Source organism: Maribacter sp. Asnod2-G09 (assembly GCF_045063795.1).
Taxonomy (GTDB): Bacteria; Bacteroidota; Bacteroidia; order Flavobacteriales; family Flavobacteriaceae; genus Maribacter.
Window position 1 is genome coordinate 891,985 of sequence record NZ_JBEFOA010000004.1, and the last position, 12,175, is coordinate 904,159.

Annotated in this window: 14 protein-coding genes; 3 read left to right on the forward strand and 11 right to left on the reverse strand. The window is 34.3% G+C overall.

Annotation, left to right across the window (positions count from 1 at the left end):
- Positions 1-9: 9 nt before the first annotated feature.
- The 10 genes from ACJJVT_RS10905 to ACJJVT_RS10950 form a co-directional block, all read right to left on the reverse strand.
- The gene (locus ACJJVT_RS10905; protein ID WP_405398616.1) at positions 10-1,173 is read right to left on the reverse strand and encodes a sigma-54-dependent transcriptional regulator; all 1,164 of its coding nucleotides are present in this window, start codon (positions 1,171-1,173) and stop codon (positions 10-12) included.
- A gap of 9 nt (positions 1,174-1,182) precedes the next feature.
- A complete protein-coding gene (locus ACJJVT_RS10910; RefSeq protein ID WP_405398618.1) occupies positions 1,183-2,064 on the reverse strand; it encodes a DUF6268 family outer membrane beta-barrel protein in 882 nt (293 codons plus the stop codon).
- Positions 2,051-2,986 (reverse strand): mechanosensitive ion channel family protein, encoded by a 936-nt coding sequence (locus ACJJVT_RS10915; protein WP_405398619.1) that lies wholly within the window; start codon positions 2,984-2,986, stop codon positions 2,051-2,053. The genes ACJJVT_RS10910 and ACJJVT_RS10915 overlap by 14 nt, the downstream gene beginning before the upstream one ends.
- The gene (locus ACJJVT_RS10920) at positions 2,986-4,329 is read right to left on the reverse strand and encodes an ABC transporter permease (RefSeq protein WP_405398620.1); all 1,344 of its coding nucleotides are present in this window, start codon (positions 4,327-4,329) and stop codon (positions 2,986-2,988) included. The genes ACJJVT_RS10915 and ACJJVT_RS10920 overlap by 1 nt, the downstream gene beginning before the upstream one ends.
- Positions 4,322-5,260 carry an ABC transporter ATP-binding protein gene (locus tag ACJJVT_RS10925; RefSeq protein WP_405398622.1) on the reverse strand — a complete coding sequence of 313 codons (939 nt, stop codon included), beginning with the start codon at positions 5,258-5,260 and terminating at the stop codon, positions 4,322-4,324. The genes ACJJVT_RS10920 and ACJJVT_RS10925 overlap by 8 nt, the downstream gene beginning before the upstream one ends.
- A gap of 237 nt (positions 5,261-5,497) precedes the next feature.
- Positions 5,498-6,619 (reverse strand): molecular chaperone DnaJ, encoded by a 1,122-nt coding sequence (gene dnaJ / locus ACJJVT_RS10930; RefSeq protein ID WP_303598073.1) that lies wholly within the window; start codon positions 6,617-6,619, stop codon positions 5,498-5,500.
- A gap of 9 nt (positions 6,620-6,628) precedes the next feature.
- The gene (locus ACJJVT_RS10935; protein ID WP_405398624.1) at positions 6,629-7,186 is read right to left on the reverse strand and encodes a nucleotide exchange factor GrpE; all 558 of its coding nucleotides are present in this window, start codon (positions 7,184-7,186) and stop codon (positions 6,629-6,631) included.
- 139 nt (positions 7,187-7,325) lie between these two features.
- Positions 7,326-8,288: a TIGR01777 family oxidoreductase gene (locus tag ACJJVT_RS10940; RefSeq protein ID WP_405398625.1), complete on the reverse strand. Its 963-nt coding sequence runs from the start codon at positions 8,286-8,288 to the stop codon at positions 7,326-7,328.
- Between the two features lie 113 nt (positions 8,289-8,401).
- Entirely contained in the window at positions 8,402-9,064 is a 663-nt protein-coding gene (gene mnmD, locus ACJJVT_RS10945; protein ID WP_405398627.1) for a tRNA (5-methylaminomethyl-2-thiouridine)(34)-methyltransferase MnmD, read from the reverse strand.
- Between the two features lies 1 nt (position 9,065).
- Entirely contained in the window at positions 9,066-9,545 is a 480-nt protein-coding gene (locus ACJJVT_RS10950) for a DUF4920 domain-containing protein (RefSeq protein ID WP_405398629.1), read from the reverse strand.
- A gap of 108 nt (positions 9,546-9,653) precedes the next feature.
- Between ACJJVT_RS10950 and ACJJVT_RS10955 the strand changes: the two genes are divergently transcribed.
- On the forward strand, positions 9,654-10,724 hold the full coding sequence (locus ACJJVT_RS10955; RefSeq protein ID WP_405398631.1) for a branched-chain amino acid aminotransferase: 1,071 nt from the start codon (positions 9,654-9,656) through the stop codon (positions 10,722-10,724).
- 26 nt (positions 10,725-10,750) lie between these two features.
- Here the strand turns inward: ACJJVT_RS10955 and ACJJVT_RS10960 are convergent, their stop codons facing one another.
- On the reverse strand, positions 10,751-11,137 hold the full coding sequence (locus ACJJVT_RS10960; RefSeq protein ID WP_073243241.1) for a nucleoside triphosphate pyrophosphohydrolase family protein: 387 nt from the start codon (positions 11,135-11,137) through the stop codon (positions 10,751-10,753).
- Between the two features lie 351 nt (positions 11,138-11,488).
- Between ACJJVT_RS10960 and ACJJVT_RS10965 the strand changes: the two genes are divergently transcribed.
- Together ACJJVT_RS10965 and crcB are read left to right on the forward strand one after the other, a co-directional pair.
- The gene (locus ACJJVT_RS10965) at positions 11,489-11,668 is read left to right on the forward strand and encodes a hypothetical protein (protein ID WP_405398634.1); all 180 of its coding nucleotides are present in this window, start codon (positions 11,489-11,491) and stop codon (positions 11,666-11,668) included.
- An 18-nt stretch (positions 11,669-11,686) separates the two neighbouring features.
- Complete coding sequence (gene crcB / locus ACJJVT_RS10970; protein WP_405398636.1) at positions 11,687-12,058, forward strand: fluoride efflux transporter CrcB; 372 nt, start codon at positions 11,687-11,689, stop codon at positions 12,056-12,058.
- Positions 12,059-12,175: the final 117 nt, after the last annotated feature.

Below are 12,175 nucleotides of genomic sequence, written 5' to 3' on the forward strand. Positions count from 1 at the left end.
TTTAATTAATTATTTACTGGCAAACAACTTTACATCATCTTCTGATACTTCTTGGCCACCAAGAATAATTAAACGCTCGACAACGTTTCTTAGTTCACGAATATTTCCTGTCCAGTCATATGCTTTCAATAGTTTAATAGCTTTATCAGAAAAAGTTTTACCGGCCATACCTTGCTCAGCGGCAATTTTCTTAGAAAAATGCTCAATTAATAAGGGTATATCGTCTCGTCGGTCATTTAAACTAGGCACTTGAATAAGAATAACCGCAAGTCTGTGGTATAAATCTTCTCTAAAGTTACCCTCTTCAATTTCCTTCTTTAAATCTTTGTTCGTAGCCGCTAGAACACGAACATCAACTTTTATATCTTTATCTGTACCTACACGCGATATTTTACTTTCTTGTAATGCTCTTAATACCTTTGCTTGTGCAGAAAGGCTCATATCCCCTATTTCATCTAAGAATATGGTTCCTTTATTTGCTGCTTCAAACTTACCAGCTCTATCTTTCACTGCAGAAGTAAAAGCACCTTTAACGTGACCGAATAATTCACTCTCAATTAATTCTGACGGTATAGCAGCACAGTTTACTTCAATAAATGAACCTGCGCTTCTAGCACTTTTTTCATGTAACCAATGCGCAACAAGCTCTTTACCGGTACCATTAGAACCAGTGATTAAAACACGAGCATCGGTAGGCGCAACTTTTTCGATCATATCTTTGATCGTATCTATCTCGCTACTCTCACCAATCATTTCATAATTCTTACTGACCTTTTTCTTCAAGTTTTTGTTCTCAACGACCAATACTTTTCTATCTAAGGCATTTCTAACAGTAGTAAGTAATCTATTTAAATCTGGTGGTTTTGAGATATAATCAAAAGCACCTAAACGCATTGTATTTACGGCAGTATCTAAATCCCCATGACCAGATATCATTATAAAAGGAATTTCAGGTTTAATTTTTCGAGCAGCCTCAAGCACCTCAACACCATCCATTTTTGGCATTTTTATGTCGCAAAGCACCAAGTCATAATCATTATTCTTTATAGTCTCAATACCTTTTAATCCGTCTTCGGCTTCCTCTACAGCATATGTATCGTTTTCTTCGGATAAAATTTTGACCAATACCCTTCTAATTGCTGCTTCATCTTCTATTACTAATATTTTTGACATAACTACTTTTTAAATTCCTATTCTTATTCCTGTTCTAAAATATAGACCCGAGGCATCGTTTAAAGTGAAAATATCATCTCTTTCTTCGTTACGCAACGCACTATTTTGATAAATAGAACGACCGCCTATAAAGTAAACGGACATATCCTTCGTTATCTTATACTGGTAACCTATTGTCAATAACAATGCCGTAGAAGAAACATCTGTAGATAAATTATTACCAGGTAACAAAATATCGTTTTGAATATTTACATAATACCCATCTAAAAATATTTCAGTCTGAAAGAAATGCCCCTTTTTGGTAAAGTACTTCATGCCAGATTTTGGTGCCCCTATCGTATATGCCCAGTTTGGATGAAATCGTTTTTCGAAATACACAAATGGTAAAGGAATATCTATTGGAGAAGTACCATTATATGAAATACCCAAAACTAACATATACGGTTTATCTACATCTTTTACATTTTTATATGCTCCTAACGTGTAGTTCATATTAAAATCTTCGTTCTGTAATTCTTGAACAAAATTAGTAGACCATCTTGGGGTTACCACACCTATTAAGCGCCAGCTCTCGGTCAACTTATACATATATGCCAAGTTCACATCTAATACGTGAAATTTGCTTAAGTCATTAGAATTAGGAAATAAATCATCTGGGACCTCAAAGTTGTAGCGATTATACTCTGCACCAAGAACCAAAAAATCTTTCTTATCTCGCACCGCAATTGGCACGTTCAACACCAACTTTATACGCGATGTTTCAACCTCGCCACTATTTTCTGGCATCAACATGTACTCTAGCCTAAAGACATCTGGTGTTTGCGCTATTACCGAATTAATAGCAAAAAACAACAAGCATACGGAAAGAACAACCCAACTATGCTTTCTCATTATTCTCTGAATTTGACACATTGCTATGTTGAAATGGACCCTGTTGATACAAATGAACATCTCTTTGCGGAAAAGGAATAGATATTTTATGCTTTCTAAATTCAGCATCAATCTTATAGCGTACCTCACTTTTTACACGTGGATCCGTAAAACTATCTGTAATGTAAAAGTTAACAGCAAAAACTAAAGCAGAATCACCAAAATCTTCAAAGATGACAAATGGTTTTGGACTCTTTAAAATAGTTCTTTGCGATTTAACCACATCTAAAAGTATTTTAGTCACCAATTCAATATCACTACCATAAGCCACACCAACACGTACCAATTCTCTTGTAGTCTTATGATTTTGCGTGTAGTTATAAACGATATCACTGATGAATTTATGATTAGGTATAATAATCACCTTATCATCTCTTGTAATCGCCCTAGTCGTTCTTAGTTTAATTTCAAAAACTTTACCGACCTTATTATCTATTTCAATAATATCGCCTACTCTCAGCGATTTGTCTACAATGATAAAAATTCCACCTATAATATCTTGAAAAATCTCTTGTAAGGCTAATCCAAGTCCGACAAACAAGGCTGCAGATGCCGTAATTAAAATGGTAATATTTATACCCGCGGCACTCATGGTAAAAAGTATCACGATAACATATACCAAATACTTTATAAACTTAAATATGCTGATAAACTTCAGCTTATCATCCGCTTCCATTTTTCTTGTAAAAAACCTACGTACTGCCTGCAAAATAGTACTGGTCAATAAAAAAGCTACGGTAAGTAATAATAATAACCCTATGGTTATATTTATTGATTTATCACCTTCCCCGAAATGATAACCTAGGTCTAAAAATTTCTTAATAGTTCCCCAAATATCATCCTCGATTATTTCCTTAATGGTCTCTGTACTTTCTTGAATCATCATGAGTATTTAAGCCACTTATACAATTCTTTATAGCTAGGTTTTTTACCGTACATAAGTATACCTACACGATATATTTTTGCAGCTACCCATACTATACCAATAAAAGTACCTATTAATATTACAATTGATGTTATCAATTGCCATACAGGTACACCACCTTCACCAATACCCCAAGGCAAACGCATTAACATTACTATAGGCGATGTCAAAGGGAATAGAGAAAATGCAACAGCTATTGGACCATTAGGATTGCTAAATACAGAAAAGAAACCTACATAAATAGCCAACATTAATGGTAGAATAACTGGAAAAATAAACTGTTGTGTATCTGTCTCATTATCTACAGCTGCACCAATAGCGGCGTAAATAGAACTATAAATCAAATACCCCAAAATAAAATAAACAATGAAAAAAAACAACATAGCAAAAATGGGCAGTTCAAATATTTCTTGAGCGTATAGTTGAATATTTTGGGTAAGAGCATCTACATCTACATTTGCAGTATTAGCCATACCAGGTGCAACACCACCACCTTTCGTTAAACTGGCAGGATCTATATCAAAAATAGCTAAACCAATAAATAGCAAAATAGCACCTGACACAATCCAAATTGCAAATTGCGTTATACCAGCTAATGAAGTACCAATAATCTTACCCATCATTAAATGAAAAGGTTTTACAGATGATATAATAACCTCGATAATTCTACTAGTTTTCTCTTCGATAACACTTCGCATTACAAAGCCACCATAAATAATAATGAACATCATAATAAGGTAGCCAAATGCACCCCCAATAATCGCTTTTATCTCATTGATGCCTTTTATATTCTGTAGGCCATCAAAAGTTTCAATATTTATATTGTAGCCGCGATCCATTTCAGCATATTCTTTTGGTGACATGCCTAGTTCACGTAATCTTTCTTGCCGTAATCTACTTGTAATAGAACTTTCTAACTTATCTAAAACGGTAGCACTCGGCGCATCTTTACTATAAAAGAAAGCTCTTTGCGCTACTTGCTCTAAATTAGATTCGTTAGGCAAATAAATTAGACCATAAAACCCTAAACTAACTGTCGAGTCTTTTGCCTGTTCTAAAGAGATATCTTTAAAATTGATATAAGAAGTAACTTCTGAGGTTACAAACTCGTTCGCAAAATAGCCGCTTTCGTTTAAGACCCCTATGACCTTTTTTTCAGTATCATTTAATTGGGTTAGGTATGCTATCAATAATATCATGCCTACCATTAAAAAAGGACTCAAAAAAGTCATAACCACGAACGACTTATTACGCACCTTAGCTATGTATTCCCTTTTAATTATAAGTGGTAATTTATTCATTGTCGATATTTTTATTTTGAATGGTCTTTATAAAAATATCACTTGCCGACGGAATCGTTTCTTTAAAACCATTTACGTTAGCTCGTGAACCTAAAAAGGCTAAAATATCTCTAGATTCATTTGTAGGTAATTGCACCCTTAGGTTCAACTGTTTTTCAATACTATCATAATCTTGAGATAGCACTTGAAATTTATCTTGCATTTCAGTTAGCAGCAACTGCTCATTAGCTGTTTCTAATCCAATTTCAAAAATATTGTTTTTGTATGCTTTTTTGATGTCAGATAATTTACCGTCTAATATTTTCTCTGATTTATGGATCAGCGCAATATATTCACACAACTCTTCTACAGACTCCATTCTATGTGTTGAGAATATAATAGATGTGCCATTATCTTTTAAACTTAAAATCTGTTCTTTAATAATATTGGCATTGATAGGATCAAAACCACTAAAAGGCTCATCGAAAATTAGCAATTTAGGCTCATGCAATACAGTTACTACAAACTGTATTTTTTGTGCCATACCTTTAGATAGCTCCTGAATTTTTTTGTTCCACCAATCGCCGATCTCCAATCTTTCGAACCAATATTTTAGACGCTTTTTAGCTTCAGCTTTAGACAGCCCTTTTAACTGGGCTAAATAAAGTGCCTGCTCGCCAACCTTCATGCTTTTATAAAGACCACGTTCTTCAGGCAGATAGCCTATTTGCGCAATATGTTCTGGCTTAAGTAGCTCACCGTCAAAATAAACGGCACCTTTATCAGGATATGTAATTTGATTTATGATACGAATTAGCGTAGTCTTACCCGCCCCATTTGGTCCAAGTAAACCGTAGATGCTATTCTTAGGAATTTCAAGGGAAACGTTCTTCAATGCCGTATGGCTCCCAAACTGTTTGGTGACATCATTAGCAACCAAAATATGACTCATGTACTCAATTTCTACAAAGATATTGAATTGTTTTGACTAGCTATACTCTTTATGATTCCTTTATAGAATACCAATTATAAAGCTTTTAAAGTAAAAACCGTTTTGCCCTAAAAAGCAAAACCCACCCTCGATAAATCAAGGATGGGAAAAAAATTGCTATGAAAAAGAAAATTAATATTGGTTGCCCAATATTATCTCAAATATACGTTTTTTATTTAAAAACAAATTATTTAGAACTTACGAGAACATATCTTTAACTTTTTCAAAAAATGACTTATCAGATTTCTCTGGTTTAGGCTCAAAATTATCATTGCCTTGCATTTTCTCAAAGAACTCTCGTTGTTCTTTATTCAATTCTTTAGGTGTCCAAACATTTACATGTACCAATATATCACCAGCACCATAACCATTTAAACTTGTAATACCTTTACCTCTAAGTCTCAATATTTTACCAGACTGAATACCTGCTTCTAGCTTAATACGAACTTTACCACCAACGGCATCGATTTCTTTTGATGTTCCTAAAACAGCTTCAGAAATACTTACGTAAAGATCATAATGTAAATTATCACCTTCTCTTTTAAGAGTGCTATGCTCTTGGGTTTCTATGGCAACTAATAAATCTCCTGGCACTCCGTTACCTGGAGCATCATTCCCTTTATTTGGTACTTTCAATTGCATACCTTCTTCTACACCTGCAGGTATATTAATAGACACGGTTTCTTCAGCAACTTTAAGTCCTTGTGCATCTGCATCGCCAGGTTTACCATCTAAAATTTGACCACTACCACCACAAGTACTACAAACAGCTGCTGTTTGCATTCTACCAAGTATCGTGTTCTGAATTTTTGTCACCTGTCCTCTACCATTACAAGTGGTACAAGTTTTATAGGTAACCCCTTCGGCTTGAACTTTTCGTTTTACCTTAACTTTTTTCTCTACACCATTTGCAATCTCTTCTAAGGTCAATGTTACCCTAATACGAAGATTACTTCCTTTCACTCTTCGTTGACCACCGCCACCGCCGAAGCCACCAAAGCCTCCGCCGCCGAAACCGCCACCGAAAATATCGCCAAATTGGCTGAAGATATCATCCATATTCATACCGCCGCCGCCAAAACCGCCGCCACCGCCGCCTTCAAAGGCAGAATGACCAAACTGATCGTAACGAGCTTTCTTATCGGCATCACTTAATATTTCATAAGCTTCAGCAGATTTCTTGAATTTCTCTTCGGCAGAACTATCTCCCGGATTTTTATCAGGGTGATACTGCAATGCCTTTTTACGGTATGCTTTTTTTATTTCTGCAGCAGTTGCACTCTTACTGATGCCTAATACTTCATAATAATCTTCCTTCATTCCAATTTTTTAATTTCCTACTACTACTTTTGGATGCCTGATAATACGGTCGCCCAACTTAAATCCTTTTTCGATAACGTCGATAATTTTACCTTTCATCTTCTTGTCAGGTGCTGGTATTTGAGTTATTGCTTCATGTATATCTGCATCAAAAACATCACCTGCCTTTGCTTCGACCATCTCCAAGCCCTTACCCTTTAAAGTCTCTCTAAGCTTAACATTAATTAGCTCGATACCGGTAAAAGTCTCTTTATCTTCTGATTTTGCCAATTCTTTCATAGCTCTATCAAAATCATCTAAAACTGGTAACAATGAAACAATTACTTCTTGCCCTGCAGTCTTAAACAACTCCATACGCTCTTTAGAAGTACGTCTTTTATAATTCTCAAATTCTGCAAACAACCTTAAAAACTTATCTTTCTCTTTCGCTAGTTCATCGCTAAGCGTTTCTTCTACCGACTTTTCTTCCTCTTCCTCTTCATTCTCTAGCTTTTGTTCTTGCTCTTGACCTTCTAATAGCTCATCTTCCAAGAATTCATCATCCAAAGTGTTTTCTTTATCACTCATAATTTATTGTAATTTAAATCGCTGATTAAAAGCAGGCAAAAGTACTGCCAATTCTTTAAAAATGTCAAAATGTCACAAAAGTTTAAAAAAAAATCCGCCAAAAGCGGATTTAATTATAGCTGACAAATAGTTTAACCTTTTACGACACAAATTGTTTTGTCGCTTTATTTTTAGAATCAACACACGCTGCATTTGTATCATAAATTGACCCGAGTGCTTGACAAATATTCGCGTATTGAAAAATAAAACCTTCTTCTTCAATTTTTTTACTGCTTACACGCTGACTTGCAAATAAGATATATGCCATTTTACCAAGTACGGTATACATGACAAACTTCGGAATATTTGGTAATATAAGTGGCTGATCTAATGCTTTCGCAATTTCTTTTACAAGCTTGACATTAGTTACAGGGTTTGGCGCAACACCATTAAATGTACCTTTTAATTCATACTTTGTTATATGTAGAAAAATAGCTGCCAAATCTGTTATGTGAATCCAAGATTGCCATTGTTGACCAGAACCAAAAGCAGCACCTACATAATACTTGACCGGTTTTGCCATTTCTGGTAACACACCTCCATCTTTAGACATTACAAGACCTATACGCACCTTAGCAACTTTTAATCCTAAGGGTTTAAATTCATTAATTTTCTTCTCCCAAATAGCAACAACCTCTCCTAAAAAACTATCATCAACAGCAGCTTCATCTTCGGTATAATAATTACTTACCGAATCGGGATAAATACCAATTGCAGATGCAGAGATAAGTGATTTTACGGTATGATTTTCATTCGCTAAAAGCGCACTCCTTAGCAACTCTAAAGTATTAACCCTACTATTTATAATTTCTTTCTTATAACTACTCGTCCAACGTTTAGATATACTAGAACCTGCCAAATTAATAATGACAGAAACACCATCTAAACATTTGGCATCTATTTCACCAGCCTTAGGATTCCAAAAGAAACCTTGATAATTATCTTCAGAAACAATTTTGCTTTTGCGTGTGGTAAGGTAGTTAACGGCATAACCTTTTTCATGGCATTGAGATACCAACTCGCTCCCCACTAAACCTGTAGCACCTGTTATCAATACTTTCATGGAATAAAGGTATCATTTTTGAAGATTCTTGACACACTATTTAATTCCGATTTAACATTGTTGACAAACCTATTGATGCACAAGGCGTTAAAGTTATATTAACAAGAATTTTATTATTGCTTTTTAGCTCTCAACATTTCTCTTTTACCAGGAGGTCCAGGAAGTCGCTCTACAAGAAAACCAACTTCTAACATAGCTCGCCTAACACTACCTTTAGCAGCATAAGTAACCAAATACCCGCCACTTTTCATAGCATTGAACATGATTTGAAAAATTTCTACCGTCCATAATTCTGGCTGTACACGAGCGCCAAAAGCATCAAAATAAATAAGATCGTAGGTATTGAGTGCATCAATCTCTTTAAAAAATTTCTGCTGCTTATTTAGACTGAAATTTTTAGCGATTTCTATTTCTTGCCCCCAAGGGGATGAATGCATTAAATCAAAATCGTCTTTTCTAGAAAGTGATTCTAATTCTTCTAAATAATTTAATTGTTCGAGCTCTTCATTTGAAACCGGATAAGCCTCTACACCCGTATACTTTATTTGCAGATTACGCTTTTCAAATTCAATAAGCGTGATAAACGCATTTAGACCCGTACCAAAACCAATTTCTAGAATCTGAATTTCTTTGTCTTTGAATAAATCTAAACCAGACTTAATAAAAACATGGTAAGCTTCTTGAATAGCACCATGTTTTGAGTGGTACTGTTCTTGCCAGTCCATAATCTGAATGGTTTTAGAACCATCGCCTGTAATAATAATTTCTCTTTTCAAATTAATTCGGAACTAACACTCCCGATGCTTCGAAACTATAAGTTCTTTTCGGGGTTGTAATTTTTGCTATCTCTTCTTCTGTTTTTCCACCATCTTTAGCATAATGCTGTTGATCACCAACACTCATTTCTTCAACAAACGCCAATCCGTTTAAAACCACTTCTTTCTCTAAAATATCTGCAGGCATAAAGAATCCGTAATCTTTAAAACGTACCATTGCTTGCTCACCTTCTGGTAGTTCAACAATCATCCAACAACCTTTTACTTTGCAAACCTCTTTTACCTTAGTTTTGAATTGAAGGTTTAAAGAGTCAGCTACAGGCATTGATGCAAATTGCTTCATGACATCATCTTTGATACTTAATTCGGTGATTTTAAATTCATCACCATAAAATTTTGATGAACTATTAGCTACATCTTGCTGTGCAAGACAAGTAAAAAACCCAAATAAAAACACAAGTAATATGTTAAATCCTTTCATAAATCCTAAAAATGTTGATATACCTGCAAAACTCATCAATTTAAAACTAAAAAAGAAGTGCTAGTAGGGATATTTGTTTAATTTTAATCAACTAAAGTTACATATTTCATGAGTATTGCAACGAAAGATATCACAATAGAAAAGGTAAAAACCTCTAAAATTGACCAAGTAGATTTTGACAATCTTGCTTTTGGATCTGTATTTTCTGACCATATGATGGTCTGCACCTATAAAAATGGTGCATGGGAAATGCCAACAATTACGCCTTACCAACCAATTACGCTAGATCCATCTTCGAAGATTTTCCATTACGGACAATCTATTTTTGAAGGTATGAAAGCCTATAAGGATGAAAATAATGATGTCTACCTGTTTAGACCATTAGAAAACCACAAGCGTTTTAATATTTCTGCGGAAAGAATGTGTATACCTCAAATTCCTGAAGATTACTTTATGGAGGGGCTAACTACGTTGCTTAAACTAGACAAAGATTTTATACCTACCCAAGAAGGTAGTTCATTATATATAAGACCTTTTATGTTCGCTTCTGGAAATGGCTTTCATGCTTCACCAGCCGATGAATATAAATTCATTATCGCTTGTGCACCTTCTGGAGCATATTTTTCTGGTAAAGTAAAAGTACTTATTGAAGAGAAATATTCTAGATCAGCAAACGGTGGTGTTGGTTTCGCAAAAGCTGGAGGTAATTATGCAGGTCAATTCTACCCTACTCAATTAGCAGTAGCAAGGGGATACAACCAAGTAATTTGGACAGATGACACTACCCACGAATATATTGAAGAAGCGGGTGCAATGAACATCTTCATTAGAATTAATGATACCTTATTAACAGGCCCAACTAGTGATCGTATTCTTGATGGTATTACCAGAAAAAGTATTCTAGATATCGCTAAAGACCAAGGTATAAAAACCGAGGTTAGAAAAATTACAGTTAAAGAAGTTGTTGACGCAGCTAAAGATGGCTCTTTAAAAGAAATGTTCGGTGCTGGTACAGCAGCCGTAATTTCGCCAATTGCCGGTTTCGGATTTAGAGATACAGATTATGAGTTGCCAGAGCTAGAAAATAGCTACGCACAAAAATTAAAGAAAATTATAACAGATATACAGTACAATAAGTCTGAAGATAAATTCGGATGGCGTTTTAAAGTAGAAGCATAAAAAAAGGGGGCGATTCGCCCCCTTTTTTATTTATCTAATATGACACCAATATTCGGTTTCGAATAATTAGGTCCTTTTAAAACCTTACCGTCTTCACGATAAATAGGTTTACCATCTTCACCAAGTTTACTCATATTACTTCTTTGTATTTCATTGAACACCTCTTCAATTTTATACTGCATACCGTGCTCTAAAATAGTACCACATAATATGTATAACATATCACCTAAGGCATCGGCAACCTCAACTAGGTCATTATTCTGAGCAGCTTCTAAATACTCTTTATTCTCCTCATCCATTAAATTGAAACGCAAAGTATTTTTCGCTTCTCCTAAGTCTGCAATCATATCTTCTGAAACACCTAGACCAAAAGAATTATGAAACTCTTCTACTGCTTTGATTTTGTTTTTCATCTTTATTATACCGTTTTCCGTTAGCTTTGCGTAAAAATATGAAATATGTTTAGCACCGGACAAATCATTTTTGCAATCGCTTTTGCAGTGGTTTTCGCCATTATTATTGTCATCACTTACAAAAAAGACTTCAAATTGCACCAAAAGAATTATAAAGGTGTTAAATGGATTGGTGTTTTCTTTACACTATTCGTAGCATTCCTATTATTTATAAAGTTTTTCCTAAAGGAATAGTTAATTTTTTTCCTACACCACAAAAATTAACATTTTCACAACAAAACACCGATTATCGACGTTTAATATACCAAATACCGTAATTTTGCGTTATTCATCTATAAGATGTAATATATTATGACGACATTTCTTACAATTTTTTTAGTATTAGTAGGTATTAACATTGCGTTAGTTGCAATTAGCTTAATTAGTGTTTCGCAAAAAGCGAAAACATCATCTCAAAAATCAGCTAAACAACCAACTTCTGTAATCTATCCGTTAGATTTACTTACTACAAGCTACAAGAAAGCAGTTTAGTTTTTACCTTTATAAGGTATGAAACAATTTTTACTGGTTTTTATAGGTGGTGGGTTTGGTAGTATTTTAAGATATTACATATCAAAGAACCTGAATGCCTATTATTCAAATTTCTATCTAGGTACATTTTTAGTCAATATTATTGGTTGCTTACTTATAGGTATACTAATAGGTCTCTCTCTCAAGAACAATTACATTTCAGAAAATCAAACTTTATTATTAGCCACCGGTTTCTGCGGGGGCTTTACCACTTTCTCTACATTCGCATTAGAAAGCAATATTCTCTTTAAAGAATCTTCATTACTTCAAACATCCTTATATATGGGCTTAAGTGTATCGATTGGTATACTAGCCATATCACTTGGGCTATGGATTTGCAAAGTGTTATAAATTTAACATTCACCATTCACTATTTTATTTTTATTCATTTTTTTAAGTATTTGCTATTTTATTAAACAATCGTTAGATAATTACTCATTTTCCTGACGATTATTCTATGATGTAGCG